23 protein-coding genes are annotated in these 26,268 nt (G+C 60.9%); 13 read left to right on the top strand and 10 right to left on the bottom strand.

What is annotated here, in order from left to right; translation table 11 throughout:
- Positions 1-87: 87 nt before the first annotated feature.
- The 5 genes from BLU26_RS10265 to BLU26_RS10245 all read right to left on the bottom strand — a co-directional run bounded on the left by BLU26_RS10265 (position 88) and on the right by BLU26_RS10245 (position 6,046).
- Positions 88-1,191, bottom strand: coding sequence for a polyamine ABC transporter substrate-binding protein (locus tag BLU26_RS10265; RefSeq protein WP_092286340.1), 1,104 nt, complete (start codon positions 1,189-1,191; stop codon positions 88-90).
- Positions 1,192-1,286: 95 nt separating this feature from the next.
- Entirely contained in the window at positions 1,287-2,381 is a 1,095-nt protein-coding gene (locus tag BLU26_RS10260; RefSeq protein ID WP_092288444.1) for an extracellular solute-binding protein, read from the bottom strand.
- Positions 2,382-2,490: 109 nt separating this feature from the next.
- Positions 2,491-3,864, bottom strand: coding sequence for an aspartate aminotransferase family protein (locus BLU26_RS10255; protein ID WP_092286338.1), 1,374 nt, complete (start codon positions 3,862-3,864; stop codon positions 2,491-2,493).
- Between the two features lie 66 nt (positions 3,865-3,930).
- Positions 3,931-5,277: a glutamine synthetase family protein gene (locus tag BLU26_RS10250; protein ID WP_092286336.1), complete on the bottom strand. Its 1,347-nt coding sequence runs from the start codon at positions 5,275-5,277 to the stop codon at positions 3,931-3,933.
- Between the two features lie 7 nt (positions 5,278-5,284).
- Positions 5,285-6,046, bottom strand: coding sequence for a gamma-glutamyl-gamma-aminobutyrate hydrolase family protein (locus BLU26_RS10245; RefSeq protein ID WP_092286334.1), 762 nt, complete (start codon positions 6,044-6,046; stop codon positions 5,285-5,287).
- 281 nt (positions 6,047-6,327) lie between these two features.
- Between BLU26_RS10245 and BLU26_RS10240 the strand changes: the two genes are divergently transcribed.
- From BLU26_RS10240 to BLU26_RS10210, 7 genes are all read left to right on the top strand, one after another.
- Entirely contained in the window at positions 6,328-7,734 is a 1,407-nt protein-coding gene (locus tag BLU26_RS10240) for a glutamine synthetase family protein (RefSeq protein WP_092286332.1), read from the top strand.
- A 71-nt stretch (positions 7,735-7,805) separates the two neighbouring features.
- Positions 7,806-9,065, top strand: a complete 1,260-nt coding sequence (locus BLU26_RS10235) for an NAD(P)/FAD-dependent oxidoreductase (RefSeq protein ID WP_157719346.1) — start codon at positions 7,806-7,808, stop codon at positions 9,063-9,065.
- A 12-nt stretch (positions 9,066-9,077) separates the two neighbouring features.
- Positions 9,078-9,710, top strand: a complete 633-nt coding sequence (locus BLU26_RS10230) for a TetR/AcrR family transcriptional regulator (protein ID WP_092286328.1) — start codon at positions 9,078-9,080, stop codon at positions 9,708-9,710.
- Positions 9,707-10,480, top strand: a complete 774-nt coding sequence (locus BLU26_RS10225; RefSeq protein ID WP_092286326.1) for a M90 family metallopeptidase — start codon at positions 9,707-9,709, stop codon at positions 10,478-10,480. The genes BLU26_RS10230 and BLU26_RS10225 overlap by 4 nt, the downstream gene beginning before the upstream one ends.
- A 148-nt stretch (positions 10,481-10,628) precedes the next feature.
- Positions 10,629-11,507 carry an N-carbamoylputrescine amidase gene (gene aguB, locus BLU26_RS10220; RefSeq protein ID WP_092286324.1) on the top strand — a complete coding sequence of 293 codons (879 nt, stop codon included), beginning with the start codon at positions 10,629-10,631 and terminating at the stop codon, positions 11,505-11,507.
- A 5-nt stretch (positions 11,508-11,512) separates the two neighbouring features.
- Entirely contained in the window at positions 11,513-12,613 is a 1,101-nt protein-coding gene (gene aguA / locus BLU26_RS10215; protein WP_092286322.1) for an agmatine deiminase, read from the top strand.
- 137 nt (positions 12,614-12,750) lie between these two features.
- Positions 12,751-14,112, top strand: a complete 1,362-nt coding sequence (locus BLU26_RS10210; RefSeq protein ID WP_092286320.1) for a hypothetical protein — start codon at positions 12,751-12,753, stop codon at positions 14,110-14,112.
- 91 nt (positions 14,113-14,203) lie between these two features.
- On the opposite strand, the gene argH is transcribed toward BLU26_RS10210, so the two are convergent.
- The gene (gene argH, locus BLU26_RS10205; protein WP_092286318.1) at positions 14,204-15,598 is read right to left on the bottom strand and encodes an argininosuccinate lyase; all 1,395 of its coding nucleotides are present in this window, start codon (positions 15,596-15,598) and stop codon (positions 14,204-14,206) included.
- 87 nt (positions 15,599-15,685) lie between these two features.
- Between argH and BLU26_RS10200 the strand changes: the two genes are divergently transcribed.
- From BLU26_RS10200 to BLU26_RS10175, 6 genes are all read left to right on the top strand, one after another.
- On the top strand, positions 15,686-16,768 hold the full coding sequence (locus BLU26_RS10200; protein WP_092286315.1) for a sensor histidine kinase: 1,083 nt from the start codon (positions 15,686-15,688) through the stop codon (positions 16,766-16,768).
- A gap of 3 nt (positions 16,769-16,771) precedes the next feature.
- Complete coding sequence (locus BLU26_RS10195) at positions 16,772-17,521, top strand: LytR/AlgR family response regulator transcription factor (RefSeq protein ID WP_092286313.1); 750 nt, start codon at positions 16,772-16,774, stop codon at positions 17,519-17,521.
- Positions 17,522-17,599: 78 nt separating this feature from the next.
- Positions 17,600-18,538, top strand: coding sequence for a hydroxymethylbilane synthase (gene hemC / locus BLU26_RS10190; protein WP_092286311.1), 939 nt, complete (start codon positions 17,600-17,602; stop codon positions 18,536-18,538).
- On the top strand, positions 18,535-19,293 hold the full coding sequence (locus BLU26_RS10185; protein ID WP_092286309.1) for a uroporphyrinogen-III synthase: 759 nt from the start codon (positions 18,535-18,537) through the stop codon (positions 19,291-19,293). Before hemC ends, BLU26_RS10185 begins: the two co-directional genes overlap by 4 nt.
- Before the next feature lie 11 nt (positions 19,294-19,304).
- Positions 19,305-20,561, top strand: a complete 1,257-nt coding sequence (locus BLU26_RS10180) for a uroporphyrinogen-III C-methyltransferase (protein WP_157719345.1) — start codon at positions 19,305-19,307, stop codon at positions 20,559-20,561.
- Positions 20,554-21,786, top strand: coding sequence for a heme biosynthesis protein HemY (locus BLU26_RS10175; RefSeq protein ID WP_092286305.1), 1,233 nt, complete (start codon positions 20,554-20,556; stop codon positions 21,784-21,786). The genes BLU26_RS10180 and BLU26_RS10175 overlap by 8 nt, the downstream gene beginning before the upstream one ends.
- Here the strand turns inward: BLU26_RS10175 and BLU26_RS10170 are convergent, their stop codons facing one another.
- The 4 genes from BLU26_RS10170 to trxA all read right to left on the bottom strand — a co-directional run bounded on the left by BLU26_RS10170 (position 21,787) and on the right by trxA (position 26,213).
- The gene (locus BLU26_RS10170) at positions 21,787-22,770 is read right to left on the bottom strand and encodes a CDP-6-deoxy-delta-3,4-glucoseen reductase (protein ID WP_092286303.1); all 984 of its coding nucleotides are present in this window, start codon (positions 22,768-22,770) and stop codon (positions 21,787-21,789) included. It abuts the gene before it with no gap.
- Positions 22,770-24,236, bottom strand: a complete 1,467-nt coding sequence (gene ubiD / locus BLU26_RS10165; protein WP_092286301.1) for a 4-hydroxy-3-polyprenylbenzoate decarboxylase — start codon at positions 24,234-24,236, stop codon at positions 22,770-22,772. Before ubiD ends, BLU26_RS10170 begins: the two co-directional genes overlap by 1 nt.
- Positions 24,237-24,408: 172 nt before the next feature.
- Complete coding sequence (rho, locus tag BLU26_RS10160; protein ID WP_092286299.1) at positions 24,409-25,674, bottom strand: transcription termination factor Rho; 1,266 nt, start codon at positions 25,672-25,674, stop codon at positions 24,409-24,411.
- Positions 25,675-25,886: 212 nt separating this feature from the next.
- Complete coding sequence (trxA, locus tag BLU26_RS10155; RefSeq protein ID WP_092286297.1) at positions 25,887-26,213, bottom strand: thioredoxin TrxA; 327 nt, start codon at positions 26,211-26,213, stop codon at positions 25,887-25,889.
- Positions 26,214-26,268: the final 55 nt, after the last annotated feature.

Genomic DNA, 26,268 nt, shown 5'->3' with positions numbered 1-26,268 from the left:
GCCACGGCATGTGCGCCGCAGCGAGCTTTTAATTTGGGGTGTATCCAATAAGGGCTGCCCATGGGCAGCCCTTATTGTTGTTGGCTCTTAGCGGCCAGACTTGATGCGGCTCCAGGCGCGCGTCATCAGACGCTGGCCGGCCATGGAGCGTGGCACGTTGACGTACAGGCGGCTCATGACCTCATCGGTGGGGTAAATGGCCGGATCGTTGAAGATCTCTTCATCCACCATCTCGTTGGATGCCTTGTTCGGGTTGGCATAGGCCACGTAATCGGTAATCGGGGCGATTACGTCAGGACGCAGAATGTAGTTGATGAAGGCGTGCGCGTTGTCCGGGTTGGAGGAATCCTTGGGGATTGCCAACATGTCGAACCAAAGGGTCGCGCCTTCCTTGGGGATGATGTACTTGATATCGATACCGTTCTCGGCTTCTTCGGCGCGTGCGGCGGCCTGGAAGATATCCCCGGAGAAGCCGGCAGCGACGCAGATGTCACCATTGGCCAGGTCGGAGATATAACGCGAGGAATGGAAGTAGGTAATGTCCTTGCGCACACCGAGCAGGAGCTCTTCGGCTTTCTTGATGTCGTCGGCGTTGTTGCTGTTCGGGTCCAGGCCCAGGTAGGCGAGGGCGTTGGGCAGCATTTCATCCGCCGAGTCGAGCATGCTGATGCCGCAGCTGGACAGCTTGCTGGTGTACTTGGGGTCGAAGATCAGGGCCCAGGAATTGGGTGGCGCTTCGCCGCCGAGCGCAGCCTCGACTTTTTCTACGTTGTAGCCGATACCGTTGGTACCCCACAGGTAGGGGATCGAGTGCGCGCTACCCGGGTCGATGCTTTCCATCTGCTTCATCAGTTCGGGATTCAGGTTGCTCATGTTGGGCAACTTGCTGTGATCCAGCTCAAGATACACGCCAGCCTTGATCTGCTTGGTCAGGAAGTTGTTCGAGGGCACGACAATGTCGAAGCCCGAGCGTCCGGTCAGCAGTTTGGCGTCGAGTACGTCGTTGGAGTCGTAGACGTCATAGGTCACCTGGATGCCGGTTTCTTTCTCGAAGTTGGCAATGGTGTCCTCGGCAATGTAGTCCGACCAGTTGTAGATGTTCAGCTTGCTGTCTGCCTGAGCAACGCCAACACCGCCGAGCAGCGCGGCTGTGGTCATGGCCAGCAGGGTTTTTTGCATGGGACGCTTCATGGTCTCTCCTATTCAGACTCCAGCACAGTGCCTGGTCTGATTTTTTGGGTTTGGCCGGGGCTTATGCCACCGGCCGGGTTCAGTGAGCCGGGCGATTACTGGCCAGATTTGATCCGGGTCCAGGCACGGGTGCGGACGCGTTCAATATTCTGCGGCAGTTCGGCCAGGGTAAAGAGTTTGTCCAGCGTTTCGTCGCTTGGGTAGACGCCCGGATCGCTCAGTACGCTGTCATCGACCATCGGCTTGGACGCCTTGTTGCCGTTGGCGTAGGCCACATAGTTGGAGATTTCAGCGATCACTTCGGGGCGCAGAATATAATTCAAAAACGCGTAGGCGTTATCTACATTTTTCGCGTCCTTGGGCATGGCCATCATATCGAACCACATGGCCGCGCCTTCCTTCGGAATGACGTACTTCACGACTTCGCCATTGCCGGCTTCTTCGGCGCGGGCGGCTGCCTGCAGAATGTCGCCGGACCAGCCGACGGCCACACAAATGTCGCCGTTGGCCAGGTCAGTAATGAACTTGGAGGAGTGGAAGTAGGCGATGTGCGGGCGCACCGACATCATCAGTTCCTGCGCCTTGGCGTAGTCATCGGCGTTGGTGCTGTTCGGGTCCAGGCCCTGGTAGAAGAGCGCTGAGGGAATAATCTCAGCCGGCGCGTCGAGGAAGGCGACGCCGCAGGAGGCCAGCTTCTCCATGTTCTCCGGTTTGAACACCAGATCCCAGGAGTTGACCGGAGCATCTTCACCCAATACGGCTTTTACCTTGGCCTCGTTGTACCCGATACCGGTAGTGCCCCACAGGTAAGGGAAGGCGTACTGGTTGCCGGGGTCGTTGGTCTGCAGTGCCTTGAGCAGCGTCGGGTCGAGGTTATCCCAGTTGGACAACTTGCTGCGATCCAGCGGCATGAAGGCGCCGGCTTTGATCTGTTTGCCGAGGAACTGGTTGGACGGCACCACTATGTCGAATCCGGAGCTGCCGGACAGCAGCTTGGCCTCCAGAACTTCGTTGCTGTCGAACACGTCGTAGACCACGCGAATACCGGTTTCCTTCTGGAAGTTATCCAGCGTGTCTTCGGCGATGTAGTCAGACCAGTTATATACGTTTACCACGCCCTCTGCCTGAGCCGCTGCGCTTATGGATACAGCGGTAGCAGTTGCAAGCAGTGTCTTGCCCAGATGCTTCATCATCTTTTCAGCTCTCCATCCATTATTGGAAATGCAGTGTCGGGGTGCCTGGGCGCCCCGTGGGGTAAAACGTCCCTTGGCAAGCATAGTCGGTTGCAGGACTGGGCGGTTATACGCCCAGTTGCTCTGCGGCCTGATCCAGTACTGTCCAGATCTTGCCGACCATTTCGTCGATCTCGGTCTTGCTGATCACCAGTGGCGGCGACATGATCATGGTATCGCCCACCGCGCGCATGACCAGGCCATTGCTGACGCAGAGATCGCGGCACAGGGTGCCCGCAGCGCCCTTGTCGGGAAAACGTTCGCGGGTTGCCTTGTCTTTTACCAGTTCGATTGCGCCGAGCAATCCGACACCGCGTACTTCGCCGACCAGGCGATGTTCCGCCAGCTCGGCAATCTTCTCTTGCAAATACGGTGCCGCTTCCTGCTTGACGTACTCGATGAGCTTTTCGTCGCGCATGATGCGCAGGTTTTCCAGGCCCACAGCCGCTGCCGCCGGGTGGCCGGAATAGGTGTAGCCGTGGAAGAACTCGCCGCCGTGCTCGATCAGCGTTGCGGCCACGCGGTCGCTGACGATCACGCCGCCCATGGGCAGGTAACCTGAGGTCATGCCCTTGGCAATCGGCATGAAGTCGGGCTTTAGATCGTAATGCTGGCTGCCGAACCATTCGCCGGTACGGCCAAAACCGCAGATCACCTCATCGATCACCAGCAGAATGTCGTACTTGGCCAGAATGCGCTTGATCTCGGGCCAATAGGTGTCTGGTGGGATGATGACGCCGCCGGCGCCCTGAATCGGCTCGGCAATAAAGGCGGCCACCTGATCTTCGCCCAGCTCCTGAATCTTGGCTTCCAGCTGTTGCGCCGCCCAGACGCCGAACTCGTCAGGCGTCATGTCGCCGCCCTCGCCATACCAGTAGGGCTGCGGAATATGCACTATGCCAGGGATCGGCAGATCGCCCTGCTCGTGCATCACCGACATGCCGCCAAGGCTGGCGCCGGCCACGGTAGAGCCGTGGTAGCCGTTGATGCGGCTGATGATGGTTTTCTTACCGCTTTTGCCCTTGAGGTCCCAGTACCGGCGCACCATGCGCAGCACCGTATCGTTGGACTCGGAGCCGGAGCCGGTAAAGAACACATGGTTCATGTGCGCGGGGGCAACATCGGCAATGGCTTTGGCCAACTGTACCGCTGGCGGGTTGGCGCACTGGAAGAAACTGTTGTAGTACGGCAGCTGCAGCATTTGCTGGTAGGCGGCCTCGGCCAGTTCCTTGCGACCATAGCCAACGTTGACGCACCACAGGCCAGCCATGCCGTCGAGCACCTTGTTGCCTTCGCTGTCCCACAGGTACACGCCCTCGGCGCGTTCGATGATGCGCGTGCCACGCGCACCCAGCTCCTTGTGGTCGGTGAACGGATGCAGGTAGTGCGCTGCATCCATGGCCTGAAGTTCGGCGGTGTTGAGTTTGCTGTGACTGGTCATACGGTACTCCTGATCTCCGCGCGCCCGGCCAGTGTGCGCTGGTCGGGCGCTATACCTTGGTGTGGGTTATACGCTCAGCAGCAGGAACTCACGTTCCCAGGAGCTGATTACCCGTTTGTAGTTCTCGTGTTCGGCGCGTTTGACGGCCACGTAGCCGCGGCAGAACTTGCTGCCGAGCACCTCTTCCACATCCTTGCACTGCTCCATGCGCTCCAGTGCGGCCTCCAGGGTAAAGGGCAGGCGCAGGTTGCGGCGCTCGTAGGCGCGGCCCTTGACCGGCGCCGAGGGCGACATCTTGCCGACCATGCCCAGGTAGCCGCACAGCAGGCTGGCGGCGATGGCGATGTAAGGGTTGGCGTCGGCACCCGGCAGGCGGTTTTCTACCCGGCGGTTCTGCGGCGTGGAGTCTGGTACCCGCAGACCGGCGGTGCGGTTCTCTTCGCCCCATTCCACGTTCACCGGTGCCGAGGTATCGGGCAGGAAGCGGCGGAAGGAGTTCACGTTGGGGGCAAACAGCGGCAGCACCTCTGGAATGTAGCGCTGCAGGCCGCCGATGTGATGAAGGAACAGCTCGCTCATGCTGCCGTCTTCATTGGAGAAGATGTTATTGCCGGTCTTGCGATCAACGATGCTCTGGTGCAGGTGCATGGCGCTGCCTGGCTCATTGGTGATCGGCTTGGCCATAAAGGTGGCGGTAATGTCGTGCTTGAGCGCGGCCTCGCGCATGGTGCGCTTGAACACCAGAATCTGGTCAGCCAGGTGCAACGGGTCGCCGTGACGGAAGTTGATTTCCATCTGCGCGGTGCCCTCTTCGTGAATCAGGGTATCCAGATCTAGGCCCTGAGCCTCGCACCAGTCGTACATATCCTCGAACAGTGGGTCAAATTCGTTGGCGGCATCAATCGAGAACGACTGGCGGCCGGTCTCCTGACGCCCGGAGCGGCCTACCGGGGCTTGCAGCGGCAAATCCGGGTCTTCGTTGCGCTTGGTCAGATAAAACTCCATCTCTGGCGCAACTATCGGCTGCCAGCCCTTGGCTTCATAAAGCCTGAGCACGGTTCTGAGCACGTTGCGTGGCGACATCTCGATGGGGTTGCCCTTCTTGTCGAAGCACTCGTGGATGATCTGGGCGGTGGGCTCCAGCGCCCATGGCACCAGATAGATGGCGTTCTCGTCCGGCTTGCAGATCATGTCGATATCGGCCGGGTCGAGCAGGTCGTAATAGATGTCGTCTTCTACATAGTCGCCCGTGACCGATTGCAACAGGATGCTTTCAGGCAGGCGCATGCCTTTCTCCGAGATGAATTTCATCGTCGGCGCGATCTTGCCGCGGGCGATGCCGGTCAGGTCGCTGACCATGCATTCCACTTCGGTAATCTTGTGTTCTTTCAGCCACGCTTCAATCTTGTTCATAAATGCCTCAGGAGTGCCGCGACGCACGGGCTCTACAGGCGTCACCAAACGCCTGGAAAATCGACAGGTAAAAGGTGTTGTCCTTGACCTGCCATTCGGGATGCCACTGTACGCCAAGGGCGAAATTGGGTGCCTGGCGGACCGAGAATGCCTCGATCAGCCCATCAGATGCTCTGGCTTCAGGCTGCAGCGTCGGCGCCAAGCGGTCAACACCCTGGGTGTGCAGGGAATTGACCTGGGCCGCGCTGCAGCCTGCTATATCGTAGAGCAATCCTCCCGGTTCCACCTGAACCTCGTGGGATAGGCCATACTGAATGGCAACGGGCTGGTCTTTTTGTTCGCGGTGTTCGATAAAACCGCCCACTTCATGCAGACGCTGATGCAGGCTGCCGCCAAAAGCCACGTTCATTTCCTGGAAGCCCCGACAGATGCCCAGCACGGGTACGCCGCGCTCAATGGCGGCGCGAATCAGCGGCAGGGTGGTGGCATCGCGCTTGGGATCGTGTTTGGTGCCCTCGGCGCTGGCCGGCCCCTGGTAGTGGTGCGGCTCTACGTTGGAAGGCGATCCGGTAAACATAATGCCGTCGAGCAGGTCGAGTAATTGCTCGGTATCCAGGCGGTCGCCGAGCGCAGGGATCAGTAGCGGCAGCCCGTCGGCCCCGTCGACCACGCCCATGATGTATTTTTCGCCAACAATATTAAAAGGATGCAAGCCGATCTGATCGGTGCAGCAGGAAATGCCAATTACGGGTTTGCGTGCGACGGACATAGCCGGAGGGGTCCAAGGTCTGTGGTGAATAACTTACGCGAAGCCATTGTTGTTCGATTTTTCATACAATAGCAATAAAAAATATTTAACACAAAAGGCCAGATCGACAGAACGAATCACGCCGAGATGGGCGCCGAAAATGCCTCTGGCGGCCTTAAATGGTGCAGTATGCACCTATAGTGTGCGGCTGCTGCTCTATTGACTCCATGCAGCCTTTCGGATTAACTCTCTCCTTGCGACTTTCGTGATTGATATATTTTACAAACGACAGGTGACAACCCATGCAAGCCCAAGCCGGAGCGGATGCTGCGACAGCCAAAGAGCCCGCCAGTGTCCAGGAAGCGGAGGCCTTTCTGGCCGAGCATCCGGAAATACACTTTATTGACCTGCTGATTGCCGACATGAACGGCATTGTGCGCGGCAAGCGAATCGACCGATCCGCACTGCCCAAGGCCTTTGAAAAAGGCATCGCACTGCCAGCCTCGGTCTTCGCCCTGAATATTCAAGGCACTACAGTAGAAGAAACCGGTCTGGGTCTGGAGATCGGCGATGCCGACCGGATCTGTCTGCCGATTCCGGGCACGCTCAATATAGAGCCCTGGCAGAAACGGCCAACCGGTCAGCTGCTGATGACCATGTACGAGTTTGACCGCAAGACGCCCTTCTTCGCTGATCCCCGTTATGTTCTGCAACGCATTGTCGAACGCTTCAAGGACCTCAAGCTGACCCCGGTTTCTGCCTTCGAGCTGGAGTTCTACCTGATTGACCAGGAGAACCTGACCGGCCGACCGCAGCCACCGCGCTCACCCATGTCCGGCAAGCGCCCGAATTCGGTTCAGGTCTATTCGATGGATGACCTGGATGAATATGCCGAGTTTCTTGAGGACGTCATCGAAGCTGCCCACGAGCAGGGCATCCCCGCTGACGCCATCGTGGCCGAATCTGCCCCGGGGCAATTCGAGGTCAACCTGCATCACGTCGACGACCCGGTGGTCGCCTGTGATTACAACGTGTTGCTCAAGCGGGTGATAAAGAACGTCGCCTATGACCATGAGATGGATACCACCTTCATGGCCAAGCCCTATTACGATCAGGCCGGCAACGGCATGCATGTGCACGTCAGCCTGACCGACGAGCAGGGCCACAACATCTTCGCACCCAAGGCCGATGGCAGCCTGAGCGACGAGTTGCGCTGGGCCGTGGGCGGTCTGCTGCAGACCCTGCCCGAGTACATGGCCTTCCTGTGCCCGAACGTGAACTCCTATCGCCGTTTCAGTCCGAGTTTCTTCGTGCCCTGCGCGCCGACCTGGGGTATCGACAACCGTACCGTCGCGGTTCGGGTGCCGGGTGGTGAGCCGGAAGCCATGCGCATTGAACATCGCCTGGCGGGCGCGGATGCCAACCCCTACCTGTTGATGGCGGCCTTGTTGTCAGCGATTCATTACGGTATCAGCAACAAGATCGAGCCGCCGGAAATGACCGAAGGCAACGCTTACGATCAGCACGAGGCGTCACTGCCGACCAACTTGCGCGATGCCCTGCGCGCGCTGGAAACCTCGGAGGTGATGAAGGAGTACATCGGCGAGGAGTACCTCGACGTCTTCGTGCTCTGTAAAGAGAGCGAGATGGAAGAGTTCGAGAAGACCATCTCCGATCTGGAATATATGTGGTATCTGCACACCGTGTGACCGCGGTGCTGCGAGCCCACGACAATCCCGCCGCCCGGCGGGATTTGTTTATGCGCAGGAGCAACATATCGATGAATGATTCCTGGTATCGCGCCAGCGTGGCAAACGCCCCGGAACGCGCCAGCGTGCAAGGCGAGCTGCGCGCCGATGTGTGCGTGGTGGGGGCCGGGTTTACCGGTCTCTCTGCGGTATTGGAACTGGCCGAGGCCGGCCTGCGCGTGGTGGTGCTGGAAGCGGAACAGGTAGGGTGGGGCTGCTCCGGGCGCAACGGCGGGCAGATCAACCCCGGACTGGCCTGCGATCATGGCCGCACGGTAGCCGAGCTGGGCGCCGAGGATGCGCGCAAGGTGTGGCAGCTCACCCTGGACGGGGTCGCGTTGTTGCGTAACCGGGTGGCGCAACACGCCATCGACTGTGATCTCAAGGCCGGTATCTTGCTGGTGGCCAACAAACCGCGCCATGTACCCGAGTTGCAGCAATGGCAGCAGCAATTGCAAGGCCTGGGTTACGACCAGCTGGAATACCATTCGCGCGACTCGCTGCACCACTTGCTGCGAGCCGACTACCAGGCTGGCGTGATGGACTGGGGCGGCGGCGACCTACACCCGCTCAAGTACGCCCAGGGCCTGGCGCGGGCCGCCGAAGCGGCTGGCGCGCAGATATTCGAGCACTCCGCGGTGCAAGATTACGTTGACGCGGGGGCGGGCGTGCGAGTCCGCACCGCGCAGGGCAGCGTGCAGGCGGAGCATTTGCTATTGGCCGGCAATGCCTACCTGGGCAAATTGCTGCCGTGGTATCGCAAGGGCTTCATGCCGATAGGCAGTTATATCGGTGCGACCCGGCCGCTCGGCGAACTGGCGTCCCAGTTGATCCCCTCTCGGGCAGCAGTCTGTGACATGAACACGCTGATCGACTATTACCGGCTCAGCGCCGATGGTCGGCTGCTGTTTGGCGGCCGCGCCAGCGCGCGCGATGCGCAGCCCGATGCCTTGCGTACCACCATGCGCCAGCGTATGAGCCAGGTCTTTCCGGCGCTGGCCGAGGAGGACTTCGAGTATCTCTGGGGCGGGCAGGTGGCGATGACCCTGAGCAAGGCGCCGGTGTTTGGGCGGCTGGGTAAGCGCACCTTGTACGCGCAGGGCTATTCGGGGCAGGGCGTGGCGCTGGCCGGTATGGCCGGCAAACTGATGGCGCAGACGGTGCTCGGCGAGGCAGCTGGGTTTGACCTGTTGGCGCGCGCCCGGCACTGGCCGGTGCCGCCGGGTGCGCCGCTGCAGACTGCCATCCGGGCGCTGGCGCTGCTGTGGTATCGTCTGCAGGATAGCCGCTGAACGAGATTTGCCATGAGCCGCCCCGCCCCGAAACGCCGCGCCAGCAGTCAGGATCGGATCGACCGCATCCTGCAGGCGACCCGCGAGTTGCTCAACCGCCAGGGGCTGGCTGATCTTTCGATCTATGCGATAGCCGAGCAGGCAGGTATCCCGCCGTCCTCGGTATACCACTTCTTCCCGCAGACGGGCGACGTGCTGGCCGCGCTGGCGCAGCAGGTATTTGCTGAGCTGGATGCCGTCTTGCAGCAACCCATTGCCCCTGCCCCGGCGAGCTGGATGGCGCTGGTAGCGCAGCTGGAGCAGCGTTTTCAGGAGTACTACCAAAGCGACGCGGCAGCACGTGAACTGCTGCTGGGCGCCCACGAGCTGAGTGCCGTGCGTCAGGCTGACCGCCTGCATGATCGCCAGCTTGGGCAACGCTTTCGCGCCTGTCTTGAACGCTTCTTTCAGTTACCGGGGCTGCCGAGTGAAGTGGATATCTTTACCCTGGCGATGCAGGCGGCGGACAAGCTGCTGGCAGTGGACTACCAGCAGCATGGCCAGCTGACTCCGGCCATCTGCCAGGAAGCCACGCGCATGATGACGGCCTACCTGGGGCTGTATCTTCCACCCCTACTGACACCCGCCGAGCAGGAGCCGCAATGAGTTTGTTCACCCGTTTCGCCGAGTGGCGCGAAGACCGCCAATTGGCAGAGCTGGAGATCAGCCCTGAACTCTGGCAACAAGCCTTGGGCGACTGGCCGGTCTATCAGAGTCTTAACGGGGTCCGTCGCGCCAAGTTACAAGACATGGCGCTGCGATTATTGCTGCGCAAGAACCTGCACGCCGCTGGCGATGCCGAAGCCAGTGACGAGCTTTGCCTGCGCATTGCCGGCATGGCCGTGGTGCCGGTATTGGAGTTGGGGCTCGACTGGTACGACCGCTGGCGTACGCTGATCCTCTATGACGGCCCATTCCACGCCGAGCACAGCTGGCAGGACGAAGCCGGCGTGGTACACGAGGGTGGCCGCAATCTCAGTGGTGAAGCCTGGCTGCGTGGGCCGGTGGTGCTTTCGCTGGCGGATGTCAGGCTCTCCGGCCAGCGCGATGGCTACAATGTGGTGATTCACGAGCTGGCGCATACGTTGGATATGCGTCACGACGGCGCCAATGGTGCGCCGCCACTGCACCACGGCATGAGCCCGGCCGATTGGAAGCGTGACATGACCGCCGCCTGGGATGACCTGGGACGGCGCGCTGCTGCCGGTGAGACGTTGCCGATTGATGCCTATGCGTTGGAGGCGCCGGCCGAGTTCTTCGCGGTGTTGTCCGAGACCTTCTTTGAGCGTCCGGCGCTGCTGCGGCACACCTGGCCTGAGGTTTATCAGCATCTGGCCGATTTTTATCGGCAAAATCCCCTCAAGGTCGACGGGTGAGCCGGGCGTTGATTGCCGTATAACGACTTTATCCAGATTTAATTCGATCTTGGGTCTGGATTTTTGTTTTTTTAGGCTGGTTTTACGTTGATTTGCCGATATTTATCGACTATAAAGTCAAAAGCCTTTTACCTGTCAGGAGTCAGTCATGCCGCGTACCGTCACCGTAGCTGCAACCCAGATGAGCTGTTCGTGGGATCGTGAAGCCAATATTGCGCAGGCCGAGAAGTTGGTGCGTGAAGCCGCTGCGCAGGGTGCGCAGATCATCCTGATTCAGGAACTGTTTGAAACACCGTACTTCTGCCAGAAGCCGAATGCCGACTACCTGCAGCTGGCGACCAAGGTAGTCGACAACCCGGCGATTGCGCACTTCAAGGCGCTGGCCAAGGAGTTGAGCGTGGTACTACCGATCAGCTTCTTCGAGCTGGCCGGACGTGCGCGCTACAACAGCATCGCCATCATTGATGCCGACGGCAGCAACCTGGGTATCTACCGCAAAAGCCACATTCCGGATGGCCCCGGTTACCACGAGAAGTATTACTTCAATCCCGGTGACACCGGCTTCAAGGTCTGGCAGACCCGTTACGCCAAGATCGGCGTGGGTATCTGCTGGGATCAGTGGTTTCCGGAGTGCGCGCGCAGCATGGCGCTGATGGGCGCCGAAGTACTGTTCTATCCAACCGCCATCGGCAGCGAGCCGCACGACGCGACCATCAGCTCGCGGGATCATTGGCAGCGTGTGCAGCAGGGTCATGCTGGCGCTAACCTGATGCCGCTGGTGGCGAGTAATCGTATTGGCAAGGAAGAGCAGGGTGATTACGACATCACCTTCTACGGCTCCTCGTTCATCGCCAACCAGTTTGGCGAAAAGGTACAGGAGTTGAACGAGACCGAAACCGGCGTGCTGGTGCAGGAGTTCGACCTGGATGCGCTGGAACATATTCGCAGCGCCTGGGGCGTATTCCGTGACCGCCGCCCCAACCTGTATGGCCCGATCAAAACCCTGGACGGTTCACAGGAGTACTGACGCCCATGTATACCCTGCACAGCACACCGCGCCAGGATGGTTACGGCATGCCCGCCGAGTGGGCTCCGCACAGTCAGACCTGGATGGTCTGGCCCGAGCGCCCAGACAACTGGCGTGACCAGGCAGCCCCGGCGCAGCAGGCCTTCGCCGACGTCGCCAAGGCGATTGCGGGCTTTGAACCGGTGACCGTGTGCGCCAGTGCCGCGCAGTATGCCAATGCCTCGGTGATGCTCGATCATCCGGGCATCCGGGTGGTGGAAATGAGCAGCAACGATGCCTGGGTACGCGATACCGGCCCCAGCTTCGTCGTTAACGGCCAAGGTGGCTTGCGGGGAGTGGACTGGACCTTCAACGCCTGGGGCGGCGACAGCGGCGGTTTGTATGCCGACTGGGCGCTGGACGATCAGGTGGCCGACAAGATTCTGGGTATGGAGCGCTGCCCGCGCTACCGCACCGAAGGTTTCGTGCTGGAAGGCGGTTCTTTTCACGTGGATGGCGAAGGCACCCTGCTGACGACCGAGGAGTGCCTGCTTAACGCCAACCGCAACCCGCATCTGCAGCGCGAAGAGATTGAGCTGATGCTGGCCGACCATCTGGGTATCAGCAAGGTCATCTGGCTGCCACATGGCCTCTACAACGATGAAACCGACGGCCATGTCGACAATTTCTGCTGCTTCGTTCGGCCGGGCGAAGTGCTGCTGGCCTGGACAGACGATGAAAATAGCCCCAACTTTGCGCGGTGTCAGGCAGCAGCCCAGGTGCTGCAAGACGCGCGCGATGCGCAGGGGCGCGAGCTGGTGGTGCACCGCATTCCCATTCCCGGTCCACTGTTTGCCAGTGCCGAAGAGTGTGCCGGCGTGTTCGCGGCAGAAGGGAGTCAGCCGCGCGACCCGAGCATTCAACTGGCCGGTTCCTACGTCAACTTTCTGATCGTCAACGACGGTGTCGTCGCGCCCGCCTTCGACGATCCGCAGGATGCCGCCGCGCTGGAGATACTCCAGCGCCTGTTCCCGGAGCGCCGCGTGGTTACCGTGCCAGGCCGCGAGATTCTGCTGGGCGGCGGTAATATTCACTGCATTACCCAGCAGCAACCGCTGGCGGGGTAAAAACGGGCGTGGTGCACATACCCGGAAGTGGGCATGGCACCGCGCCCTGGCGATACGGCATAATCCCTCTGCGTTGCGCAGCGAAGGCCTCTATTTCGGGCCTTCGCAGGATGATTCAACTTCCAGAAGGATTTTGCATGCGGTCTTCTACTGCCTCGATATTCCCCTCTTCCCGTTCTGTTCTCGCGGTCGCCCTGGCTATTGGGCTGACCGGTTGTGCCGGCCTGCCGTCGGCCACTGACCTGACGGGACAAAATGCCACGCGCCTACAGGGCGAAATTACCAGCTCCAGCCCGCTGAATATCAATGACGGGTCGCACTATCAGGTATTTGATCTGACGTTACAGCAGGGCGACCTGGTGCGCGTGCGCATCACCGGCGCGTTGGAAGACGCGGTGCTGACGTTGCTGGATGAGCGTGGCCAATTGGTCAATGGCCCGCGCCAGGGTGGCCTGCATCTGGCCCCTGAAACCAGCGGTCGTTACCGTCTGGGTGTCAGCGGGAGCGCTGATAACGGCTACGGCCCCTTTGCCCTGGAACTGGAGAAGATTACTCCGCAGAACAGCGGCGCGTTGCTGCTGGATGAATCGGTGTATGGGCTGCTGAGCCGTGGTCAGGACGCCAACCATTATCAGCTCAGTGTGAGTGAGGCGGGCTTGTATCAGATCAGCATGGGGTCCGACGAACTGGACACCGTGCTCAAGCTCAGCGGTGGTGGCCTGGATTTGGAAAACGACGACTACGGACAGAGCACCGACTCGCAGTTGGTCGCGCAGCTGCAGCCAGGTACTTACCAGGTCACCGCGACCGCGCTGGACCAGCCGGCGGAAGGTACCTACGACTTGCAGGTCAGTCAGCGTTCGCTGCCTCAAGGTGTCGAGCTGACCAATGGCGGCGAATTGAGCATTGGCCAGAGCATCTCCGGTTTGGCGGACAGCAGCCCAAGGCAATATCAGCTGACAGTGCCGGAGCGGGCCCTGTTGCGGGTGCGCATGAATTCATCAGAGATCGACAGCTACCTTACCTTGCAGGGGCCGGGTGTGAATGTTGAGGACGACGATGGCGGCGGCGACCTGGATGCCCAGATCACGGCGTTGGTGCAGCCAGGCACCTACCGGGTTGCAGCCACGACAGCCGATGGCGGGGCAGGACTGTTCGAGCTGACCAGTTCGTTGCAACCCATCAGTGGCGACGGCAATCGCATTCGCCCTGGTGAGCTGATTGCCGGTCGTCTTACCAGTGAGCAGGGCACGCAGACCACCCTGGTAATCAGCGAGCCGGGCTTCTATCACGTCGACCTGATCTCGGCAGACTTTGATGCGCTGCTGCGCCTGCAAGGGGGCGGTCTGGACCTTGAAGATGATGATGGCGCCGGCGGTACCAATTCGCGCATTGGGCGTTACCTGGATGCCGGCAATTATCAGTTGACCAGCAAGGACTACGACGACAGTAGCACCGGTACCTACGTGCTGTCGGTGGAACTGGCAGACGAAGGTTGAGTTTGCTGCGTTAGCCCGCTAGCGCCTGGGCACGCACCCAGTAACAACAAACCCGCCAATTGGCGGGTTTGTTGTTACTGGGTCAGAGGCGTTAGCCGTCCAGCAATGTGCGTCCGCGCTGCACCGCGGCCAGCACCTGGGCTGGGGCAGTACCGCCAATGTGATCGCGGGCATTCACCGAACCCTCCAGCGTCAGCACCTCGAATACGTCCTGCTCGATTTGATCGCTGAAGCGGCGCAGTTCATCGAGGCTCATTTCGGCCAGATCCTTTTTGCTGTCGACGCCATACTTGACCGCGTGGCCGACGATTTCATGGCAGTCGCGGAAGGGCAGACCCTTGCGCACCAGATAATCAGCCAGGTCAGTGGCGGTGGAGAAGCCGCGCAGGGCCGCTTCGCGCATCACCTCTTCGCGTGGCTGAATCGCCGGAATCATGTCGGCAAAGGCGCGCAGGCAGTCGCGCAGCGTGTCGACGGCGTCGAACAAGGGTTCTTTGTCTTCCTGATTGTCCTTGTTGTAGGCCAGTGGTTGGCTCTTCATCAGCGTCAGCAGACCCATCAGGTGGCCGTAGACGCGGCCGGATTTGCCACGCACCAGCTCGGGGACATCAGGATTCTTCTTCTGCGGCATGATCGAGGAGCCGGTGCAGAAACGGTCAGGCAGCTCGATGAAGTTGAACTGCGCACTGGTCCACAGCACCAGCTCTTCGGAGAAGCGCGACAGGTGCATCATCGCCAGGGCGGCAGCGGCGCAGAATTCGATGGCGAAGTCGCGGTCGGAAACGCCGTCCAGCGAATTGCCGGAGATAGCATCAAAGCCCAGCAGCTCGCAGGTGATGCTGCGGTCAATCGGATAGGTGGTCCCGGCCAGTGCGGCGCTGCCCAGCGGCATGCGGTTGACCCGCTTGCGGCAGTCGAGCAGCCGTTCACGGTCGCGTTGCAGCATTTCGAACCAGGCCAGCAGGTGGTGGCCAAAGGTGACCGGTTGCGCGGTCTGCAGGTGCGTAAAGCCAGGCATGATTACCGCGTTGTGGCGTTCCGCCTGGTTCAGCAGGCCGGTTTGCAGGCGTTCCAGCTCGGCAAGAATGACGTCGATTTCGTCGCGCAGCCAAAGGCGGATGTCGGTAGCAACCTGGTCGTTGCGTGAGCGGCCGGTGTGCAGCTTTTTGCCGGTGATGCCGATGCGGTCGGTCAAACGTGCTTCGATGTTCATGTGCACGTCTTCCAGCTCGACGCTCCAGGCGAACTCGCCAGCTTCGATTTCAGTCTGGATGGCGCGCAGGCCGTCGATGATGGTATCGCGCTCGGCATCGCTCAGTACGCCAACCTTGGCCAGCATGGTGGCGTGGGCAATGGAGCCCTGAATGTCGTGCTTGTAGAGGCGCTTGTCGAAATCCACCGAGGCGGTGAAGCGGGCGACGAAGGCATCAACCGGTTCGCTGAACCGGCCACCCCAGGATTGATTGGTTGTCTGGTCTTGGCTCATGTGTCGGACTGTTCCGCTGCGTGTAAAAGCCCATAGCATACCATTTCACGCTTGCGCGATGGCGCCCGGCTGGCGGACACTTGCGCAATGAAGAATGGATTCTGGTCGTTGCTCAAACAGCCCTACGCCGGAGAGGATTTTTTCCTCCCCGACCTATGCTCGTCAGTTGCGGTTTTTACCCTGGTGGTGCTGGCGCAACTGGTGGTGCTGGTCTGGGTGCTGGCACAACCGGTGACCGACGGCTTCAACTGGCTGGGTCTGGCGATGGCCTCCCTGTTTGTGCAATGGATCGTACTGCTCTCTGCGGCCATCCTGTGCCATTTGCGCAATTGGATGCAGCGCCGCCCGCTGGGACTGGCGATCGCCGCCTGTTTTGCGGTGGTGGTGGGGCTCACGCTGGCCTTCACCGTGCTGGGTGACTGGATTGTTTACCGCGGCATGAGTGGCGCGTTGCACTGGCAAAGCGAACAGCTACTACGGCACGGTGTGATCGCCATGATCATGACCAGCCTGTTGCTACGCTACTTCTATCTGCAGCAGCAATGGCAGCGCCAGAACCAGGCGGAGTTGCGCTCGCGGTTGCAGGCGCTGCAGTCGCGTATCCGTCCGCACTTTCTATTCAACAGCCTGAACAGTATCGTCAGCCTGATCGGCTCTGACCCGCACAAGGCGGAGCAATCGGTACTGGATTTGTCTGACCTGTTTCGCGCCAATCTCGGCAGCGCTGACAGTGTGGCGACCTGGGGCGAGGAGCGGCGCCTGTGTGAAGGCTATCTGCGTATCGAGCAGTACCGTCTGGGCGAGCGCATGCGCGTCAGCTGGGATGTCGAGTCGCTGCCCGACAATACACCCATGCCTCTGCTGACGCTGCAACCATTGCTGGAGAATGCCATATTGCACGGGCTGCAGCCGCGCCTGGACGGCGGCGAGATTGCCATCTCCGCGCGCTATAGCGAGCAGCAGGTTGAACTTCTGGTAAGCAACACCTGTCCTGAGCAGACGGAGAACCATCAGGGCGCCCGTATGGCCATGGAGAATATCCGCGCCCGCCTGCAGGCGCTGTTTGGTGAGCAGGCGCGCGTGGAGCTGTGGCGTGAAGGCGCATGCTTCTTCAGCAGGCTGGTCTATCCTTGTAGGCAAACCTCTTCACTACAGCAGAGAAGTCATTGAGGCATGAAAGTACTGATCGCTGACGATGAACCCCTGGCGCGCGAGCGCCTGGCCCGACTGGTCGCAGCCTTGCCCGGTTACAAGGCACTGCCGGAGATGGCCAGCAACGGTCATGAAGCGCTGCGCCTGGTTGAGGAGCAACGCCCGGATATCCTGTTGCTGGATATTCGCATGCCCGGCCTGGATGGCCTGCAAACGGCGGCCAAGCTTTGCGAGATCAGCGACGCCCCGGCGGTGGTGTTCTGCACCGCGCATGGCGAATACGCGTTGGATGCCTTCGCCGTAAGTGCCGTCGGCTATCTGCTCAAGCCGGTGCGCAGCGAAGATCTGGCCAGCGCGCTGGCTAAGGCGCAGCGACCCAATCGCATGCAGCTGGCGAGCCTCGGCAAGGCCGGCAATCAGGCCGAAACCGGTCAGGCGCGCAGTCATATCAGCGCGCGCACCCGCAAGGGCATCGAGCTGATCCCGATTGAAGATGTGCTCTACTTTATCGCCGATCATAAGTACGTCACCCTGCGTCACCTGCACGGCGAGGTGCTGCTGGACGAACCCCTGAAGTCGCTGGAAGAAGAGTTTGGTGATGAGTTTGTGCGCATTCACCGCAACGCACTGGTGGCGCGCGGCCGCATCGAGTGCTTGCAGCGAACCTCCATGGGGCATTTCGAGCTCTGCCTCAAGGATCTGGAAGACGAAAGCCTGACGGTCAGTCGGCGTCACGTACCGGGGGTGCGCCGCTTGATGGATCGCCTGTGAGGCGAGTGCGGCAGCCACCCGCATGGATGCCGGCAAGGGCATGGCGTATCATGCAGGCTGTTTTTGAATGAGAATCCCATGACTCGACATCTGCGAATTGCCACCCGCAAGAGCGCTTTGGCCCTGTGGCAGGCCGAATACGTCAAGGCGCGCCTCGAACAACTCGATCCCTCCATACACGTCAGCCTGGTCCCCATGGTCAGTCGCGGCGACCAATTGCTGGACTCGCCGCTGGCGAAAATCGGCGGCAAGGGACTATTCGTCAAGGAACTGGAAACCGCCATCCTCAATGACGAAGCCGATCTGGCAGTACATTCCATGAAGGATGTGCCCATGCAGTTTCCCGATGGTCTGGGACTGTATGCCATCTGCGAGCGCGAAGATCCGCGCGACGCCTTTGTCTCCAATCAGTACGACCGGGTCGACAGCCTGCCTTCCGGCAGCATTGTTGGCACCTCCAGCCTGCGTCGTCAGGCGCAGTTGATGGCGCGCCGTCCGGATCTGCAAGTGCGCTTCCTGCGCGGCAACGTCAATACCCGTCTGGCCAAGCTGGATGCCGGCGAGTACGACGCTATTATTTTGGCCGCCGCCGGTTTGATGCGGCTCGGCTTTGATGCGCGAATCCGCTACGCCATGCCGCCGGAGGAAAGCCTCCCGGCCGGTGGGCAGGGCGCTGTGGGTATCGAATGCCGCACGGGTGATACTCAGTTGCACGCGCTGCTGGCGCAGATGAACGATGAAGACAGCGCGCTGCGCGTGCGCGCTGAACGTGCCCTGAACACCCGCTTGAACGGTGGCTGTCAGGTGCCGATCGCCTGTTACGCCGAGCGCGAGAACGGCAGCCTCTGGCTGCGCGGCCTGGTTGGCGACCCGGACGGTACCACCCTGCTGCGCGCCGAGGCGCGGGGTAGCGAAGCCGATCCCGAAAGCCTGGGTATTGCCGTTGCCGAAGATTTGCTGAGCCAAGGTGCGCAGGCGATTCTGGACGCAGTCTATGCAGGTGAGCCGCCACGGTGAGCCGCATTCTGCTGACCCGGCAGCCGGATGACAACCAGCGCCTGGCGCAGCGCCTGTCGGAACTGGGAGTGCAGTGCGAAAGCCTGCCACTGCTGGCGTTGCGGCCACTGGACGACGAGGGGCCGCAGCGGCGCCTGATGCTAGAGCTGGATCGCTATCAGGTGGTGATCGTGGTTAGCCGCCTGGCGGCGACCCTGGGACTGGAGCTGCTGGATCGTTACTGGCCGCAGACGCCAGTGGGCATTGACTGGTTGGCCGTGGGGCCAGCCAGCGCCGCGCCTTTGACTGATTATGCGCTGCCGGTGCAACTGCCGGACGACGGTCAGGACAGCGAAGCGCTACTGCGCCTGCCACTGTGGCAGGCGCACTTTTCCCGGCCCGACCTCAAGGTCATGATCTGGCGTGGAGAAGGTGGCCGCGAGCATCTGGCCGAACAACTGCGTGCTGCTGGCGGGCAGGTCGACTACCTTGAACTGTATCGCCGTGAACCGCCGGCGGATTTGGCGCTCCAACTGACGGCGGTTGCTGCCCGTGGCGTTAGCGGCATAGTTGTACTCAGCACTCAGGCGCTTGAGCATTGGCACGAGAATGCCGGGGCCGATTGGTCGCAGCAGCGTTGCTGGCGCTGCTGGGTGCCAAGCGCACGGGTTGCGGCGCAAGCCGCAGACCTTGGCTGTCACGATGTAGTAATCTGCGAGGGTGCGGATGACGCAGCCATATTTGCGGCGGTGCGAGCACACCCGCTGAAGGATTAAAGGGGATACGCGTGGAACCAATCGAACCAAACAAGAACACTGACAAAAGCAGCCCGCAGGAGACGCTGGCCACCACGCCGGCGAGCGCCTCGGCGACAGACAAGCCCAGCCCTTCTGCCAATGCGGCAAGCTCGCCAGCCGGCGACGGTAAAGCGAACGCGGACGCCAAGCCAACCCCTTCTGCAAAAACTACCAAGCCGACTCCTCCGCCACGCCAGCCCGTTGGGCCCAAGGCCGGCGGTGGTGGGCGTGGCCTGGTCTGGCTGGCGCTGCTGATCGCGGTTGTTGCACTGGCCTTCAGCGGTTGGCAATGGCAGCAGCGCCAGGCGCAGGCCGAGCAGCAGCAGGCGCAGCTGAAGCAGCTTGTTGATCAACTGCAGGCCGGCGGCGAGCAGCGTCAGCAACAGCTGAATGACCGTCTGGAAGGCGTTCCCCAGGGCGCCGATTGGCAGTCCATGCAGCGTCTGGTCGCAGAGATGCAACGCAGTCAGCAGGCCATTGGCGAGCGACTGGACATTCTGCAGGGCGATGGCCGCGAAGACTGGAAACTGGCCGAGGCGCAATACCTATTGCGTCTGGCCTCGTTGCGGTTGCTGGCAGTTCAGGATGTGAGCGCCGCGCGTGAGCTGCTGACCACGGTCGACGGCATTCTCAAATCCATGCCTGACAGCGGCCTGTACGGCGTGCGTGAGCAACTGGCGCAATATCAGGCCGAGCTGGAAGCGCTGCCCGAGCTGGACCGCCCCGGCGTGTTCCTGCGCTTGGCTGCGCTGCGCGATCAGGTCGAGCGCCTGGTGCTGTTGCCAGTGCCCGAATTTGATCCGGACGAAGTGACCACCGAAGAAGAGTACGAGGATCGCCTGCAGCGGCGCGACCGCTGGGATCGCGTGCTGATGCGTCTGGAGCGTTATGTACGGGTTGATTTTCAGCGTGGCAAGGTAATCACACCATTGCTCGATGAGGCCGAGATGCAGCGGGTGCAGCGCACCCTGCAATTGACGCTGGAGCAAGCCCAGTGGGCAGCGTTGCGCGGTGAAGAGCAGGTTTATCAGGCCAGTCTGCAGCGGGCAGAGAAGATGCTGCAGCAGTACTTCGAGCTAAAGAATCCCAAGGTTCAGGGCATGCAGAAGCAGCTGCAGGCATTGCACGACGAAGCGGTCAGCCTGAACCCGCCTGAGTTGGCGCCGCTGCAGCAAAGCCTGTCTACCTACATTCAGAATCGCCGCTCCTCTAGCGCTGCCAAGCAGCCGGAGGCCGCTGATGAGTAAAAGCTATATCGCAATCCTGGCGGTGGTGCTGGTGGCGGCACTCCTGGGTATGGCTGTGGCAGAAGATCCGGGCTACCTGCTGATCGCCTGGCGTAATTTCTCCATCGAGACCAGTGTCTGGGTGGGGCTGGGCCTGCTGTTGGCGTTCTGGCTGCTGGTGCTGCTGGTGCGGGCGCTGGTGCGTGTGCTGAATGCCTCGGGCCGGCGCATCAATCCATGGTCGCGGCGCAATTTGCAGCAGCGCGCCAACGTGATCGCTACCCGCGGCTTGCTGGAGTTCGCCGAAGGCCATTGGAAGTCGGCGCTGCGCTTGCTGAAAAAGTCTGCCCCCCACGCCGAACTTCCCCTGATCAACTACCTGGCAGCCGCCCGTGCCGCGCAGGAAATGGGCGATTACACCGAGTGCGACAACCTGCTGCGCGACGCCTACGAAAGTACGCCCAAGGCCGACGTGGCCATTGCGGTCACTCAGGCGCAATTGCAGATGGGGCGTGGTCAGCTGGAGCAGGCACTGGCCACCTTGACGCGCCTGCGCAAGGATCACCCAAAGCATCTCTACGCGCTCAAGTTGATGAGCCAGGTTTATCTGCGGCTGGAAGACTGGGGGCGGCTAATGGAGCTGCTGCCCGAGTTGCGCAAGCACCAGGTGCTGAGCCCGCAGGATCAGGACGCGCTGGAGTATCAGGTGCACAGCGCGCTGTTGCAGCAGGCCGGGCAACGCGCCGCGGCGGTCGATGCAGATCCAACCAGTCTGGTTATCGCGGCCTGGGAGCAGATGCCGCGGCGCATGCGCGAAGACCCGCTGGTAGTGGAAGCCTACTGCCTGCAGCTGCGTGCCAAGGGCCGCGAGCAACTGGCGGAGGAGGCCCTGCGTGTCGCCCTGCAGGCGAGTTACAACGACCGCCTGGTGCATCTCTACGGGCTGGTGCAGGGGCGTGATCCGGCGCGCCAGTTGAGTACCGCCGAGCAGTGGTTGCAGGCGCATCCGAACAACGCCACCCTGCTGCTGGCGCTGGGCCGCTTGGCACAACGCAACAGTCTTTGGGGTAAGGCGCGGGACTACCTTGAAGCCAGTTTCGCCAGCAAACGCGACATTCAGACCTGCGCCGAGCTGGCGCGCCTGCTCGATCGTATGGGCGAAACACAAGCCTCGCGCGATATTATCGATGACGGTTTCGCGTTGATGGAAGAAAGCCTGCCAGCGTTGCCGCTGCCGAGCCGTTGATCAGTCGCTGATCGGCTCGCGCGGTGCGTAGGCGAAGGCATCGGCATGCATCTGCTCGGCAGGCATGCCGGCGGCCACCAGGGCATCCAGGGTGGCATAGACCATGGGCGGTGAGCCGCTGACAAAAAAGCGGTAATCGGCCAAGTCGGCAATATCTTCGCACACCGCCTGGTGCAGCAGGCCATCGCGCCCTGACCACTGTGCCTCGTCACTGACCACTTTGTGCAAATACAGATTGGGTGCGGCCTGCCAGCGCTGCCAGTGTGGCGCCTGGTAAAAGTCGTCACTGTGACGCACCCCCCAGTACAGATGGATCGGCTGACTGAAACCCTGCGCCAAGCAGGATTCGATCAGGCTCTGCATTTGCGCCAGACCGGTACCGGCGGCAATCAGCACCAGCGGCTGCTGTGGTAGCTCGCGCGTGCAGGCATCACCAAAAGGCGCCTGGATACGCGCGATGCGGTGGGTTTGCAAGTAGTCGATCACCGCCTGCGTTAGCGGGTCGCGGGTAAGAATGTGCAGCTCCAGGGTACGATCTTCCTGGGGCGCAGAGGCGATTGAAAAAGCCGCTGGTTCTGCGCCTTCGCGCTCCAGCAGCAGATACTGTCCTGCGTGATAGCGCAAGGGCTTGCCGGCGGGCACGCGCAGGCGCACGCGCCACACGTCCGCGCCAATATCGACACACTCACTGACCTGACAGGCCAGTTCACGCGCCGGCAGCTCACCTGGAGCCAGAATGCCTTCCCACTGCAGTTCACAGTCGCTTTCCGGCGTGGCGATGCAGGTGTATATCTCGCCGCCAGTGGCCTGCGAACCATCGGCCAGGCGTACGCGGCCACGCAGCAAAGCGGCTTCGCAGACATGACAGTTACCGTTGCGGCAGCTCTGCGGTGCGTCGAAGCCGAGTCGGCGGGCGGCATCCAGGATACGTTCGCCGGGTTGGGTCTGTAGGGTCAGTCCGGAAGGTTGTAGCGTCACTATCATCAATCAATGCCCAATTCTGACCAGAGTGCGTCAATGCGCTGCTTGACGGCTTCGTTCTGGTGGATCGCGGTGCCCCATTCGCGGTTGGTTTCGCCGGGCCACTTGTTGGTAGCGTCCAGCCCCATCTTGCTGCCGAGGCCGGACACCGGGGAGGCGAAGTCGAGGTAGTCGATCGGCGTGTTGTCGATCATCACGGTATCGCGCTTGGGATCCATGCGGGTGGTAATCGCCCAGATAATGTCATTCCAGTCGCGAATATTGATGTCGTCATCCACCACGATGACAAACTTGGTGTACATGAACTGCCGCAGGAAGCTCCAGACGCCGAGCATCACGCGCTTGGCGTGGCCCGGGTACTGCTTCTTCATCGACACCACCGCCATGCGGTATGAGCAGCCCTCGGGCGGCAGGTAGAAGTCGGTGATTTCGCTGAACTGCTTTTGCAGCAGCGGCACAAACACCTCATTGAGTGCGACGCCGAGTACCGCCGGCTCGTCTGGTGGGCGACCGGTATAGGTGCTGTGGTAAATCGGCTTCTCGCGCTGGGTAATGCGTTCGATGGTAAATACCGGGAAACGGTCGACTTCGTTGTAGTAACCGGTATGGTCGCCAAAGGGGCCTTCATCGGCCATTTCGCCGGGATGGATAACGCCTTCCAGCACGATCTCGGCGCTGGCGGGCACCTGCAGGTCACTGCCGCGGCACTTCACCAGTTCAGTGCGCTGGCCGCGCAGGAGGCCGGCGAAGGCGTATTCCGAGAGGCTGTCGGGCACTGGCGTCACCGCGCCCAGGATGGTCGCCGGATCGGCGCCCAGCGCCACCGCTACCGGGAATGGCTGGCCGGGGTGTTTTTCCTGCCATTCCTTGAAGTCCAGGGCGCCGCCGCGATGGCTGAGCCAGCGCATGATCACTTTGTTGCGGCCTATCACCTGCTGGCGGTAAATACCCAGGTTCTGGCGCTCCCTGTGCGGACCTTTGGTGATCACCAGGCCCCAGGTGATCAGGGGGCCGGCGTCGCCGGGCCAGCAGGTTTGCACCGGAATGCGGCTGAGGTCGACGTCGTCGCCTTCAAACACGGTGGCCTGGCAAGGGGCGTCGCGCACCACCTTGGGCGCCATGTTGATCACCTGCTTGAAAATCGGCAGCTTCGACCAGGCGTCTTTCAGCCCCTTCGGCGGATCGGGCTCCTTGAGAAAGGCCAGCAGTTTGCCGATTTCGCGCAGTTCGCTGATTTCTTCGGCGCCCATGCCCATGGCTACGCGCTGCGGCGTGCCGAACAGGTTGCCGAGTACCGGCATATCAAAGCCTGTGGGGTTTTCAAACAGCAGCGCTGGACCGCCCTTGCGCAGGGTCCGGTCACAGATTTCGGTCATTTCCAGAACGGGGGAGACGGGTGTCTGGATGCGCTTGAGTTCGCCGCGCTGCTCCAGGCCCTTGATGAAGTCACGTAGATCGGAGTATTTCATGGCAGCTTCAAGCCTCAAGCGGCAAGCTGCGAGCAGTATCGGGAATGCGGCAGCCTGGGGTGTCTGGTCAGAAGCACATTATGCCGACAGAGCAGCCTGTCGGGTGGTGCAAAGTGCAACAAGCTGCGAGCGGCACCGGGCTGCTTGCAGCTTGTTGCTTGGCGCTTGCAGCTTAATTTTTGCTGCGCTTCATCGACTGGAAGAACTCGTCGTTGGTCTTGGTATCTTTCAGACGGTCCAGCAGGAATTCGATCGCAGCGACCTCGTCCATCGAGTGCAGAATCTTGCGCAGAATCCACATGCGTTGCAGTTCGTCTTCGCTGGTCAGCAGTTCTTCACGGCGGGTACCGGAGCGGTTGATGTTGATCGCCGGGAAGGTGCGCCGCTCGGCAATCTTGCGATCCAGGTGGATCTCCATGTTGCCGGTACCTTTGAATTCTTCGTAGATCACCTCGTCCATCTTCGAGCCGGTATCAACCAGTGCGGTGGCGATGATGGTCAGGCTGCCGCCTTCTTCAATGTTGCGCGCGGCGCCGAAGAAGCGTTTGGGTTTTTCCAGGGCGTGGGCGTCAACACCGCCGGTGAGTACCTTGCCGGAGCTTGGGATCACGGTGTTGTAAGCACGCGCCAGACGCGTGATGGAGTCGAGCAGGATGATGACGTCTTTCTTGTGCTCGACCAGACGCTTGGCTTTCTCGATGACCATCTCGGCCACCTGCACGTGACGGCTTGGCGGCTCGTCGAAGGTCGAGGCCACCACTTCGCCGCGCACGGTGCGTTGCATTTCGGTCACTTCTTCCGGGCGCTCATCGATCAACAGAACGATCAGGTGGCACTCGGGGTTGTTACGGGCAATGTTCGAGGCGATGTTCTGCAACATCAGGGTCTTACCGGCCTTGGGCGGCGCCACCAGCAGGCCACGCTGGCCTTTGCCGATCGGCGCGCACAGGTCGATGATGCGGGCCATCAGGTCTTCGGTAGAGCCGTTGCCGGCTTCCATGACCAGCCGCTCATCGGGGAACAGCGGGGTAAGGTTTTCGAACAGGATCTTGTTCTTGGTGTTTTCCGGGCGGTCGAAGTTGATCGAGTCGACCTTCAAGAGGGCAAAATAGCGCTCGCCATCTTTGGGTGGGCGAATCTTGCCGGCGATGGTGTCGCCGGTACGCAGGTTGAAGCGGCGGATCTGGCTGGGCGAGACGTAGATATCGTCGGGGCCGGCCAGATAGGACGAATCAGCGGAGCGAAGGAAACCAAAACCGTCCTGCAGGATTTCCAGTACACCATCGCCATGGATATCCTCGCCACTTTTCGCATGCTTTTTCAGAATGGCAAAAATCACATCCTGTTTGCGCGAGCGACCCATGTTTTCAAGGGCCATGTTGTTGGCGATTTCAAGCAGTTCGGTAATGGGTTTTTGTTTGAGTTCAGTCAGGTTCATAGGGTCGGTGAGCAATAGTAGTATCGGCAGGAAAGGGTTGGGTTTCGGCCGCCATATTGGAATGGGGCGATGGGTTTGGCTGTGCTAAAGATAAGCCACTGTCGCAGGGGGCGACCAGGAGTTGGAAAGCAAATCTAGCACCGCTGAGACGTGGCGTCTAGGTTTTGCCGGAAAAAGTGAGCCCCGGAGCACAATGGCCGGGGCTCAGGGTGTCAGATGTTGCTGTCGAGGAAGGCGGCCAGCTGGGATTTTGACAGGGCGCCGACCTTGGTGGCCTCGACGTTGCCGTCCTTGAACAGCATCAGGGTCGGTATGCCGCGCACGCCGTACTTGGGCGGAGTGTCGGTGTTTTCGTCGATGTTCAGCTTGCAGATCTTCAGCTTGCCGTTGTAGTCCTTGGAAATCTCGTCCAGAACCGGGGCAATCATCTTGCAGGGACCACACCATTCTGCCCAGTAATCCACCAGAACGGGGGTGTCGGACTTGAGCACTTCTTCTTCGAAGCTGCCGTCAGTGACATGCACAATCAAATCGCTCATGCGTTTCTCCAAGGGTTTCTAAATGCGGAATCGCAACATCATAGCACCACCTGTC

Origin of the sequence: Halopseudomonas sabulinigri, assembly GCF_900105255.1 — a bacterium.
GTDB lineage: Bacteria > Pseudomonadota > Gammaproteobacteria > Pseudomonadales > Pseudomonadaceae > Halopseudomonas > Halopseudomonas sabulinigri.
The sequence above is the reverse complement of the archived record's forward strand: the minus strand, read 5'-3'. Positions and strand labels throughout refer to the sequence as shown.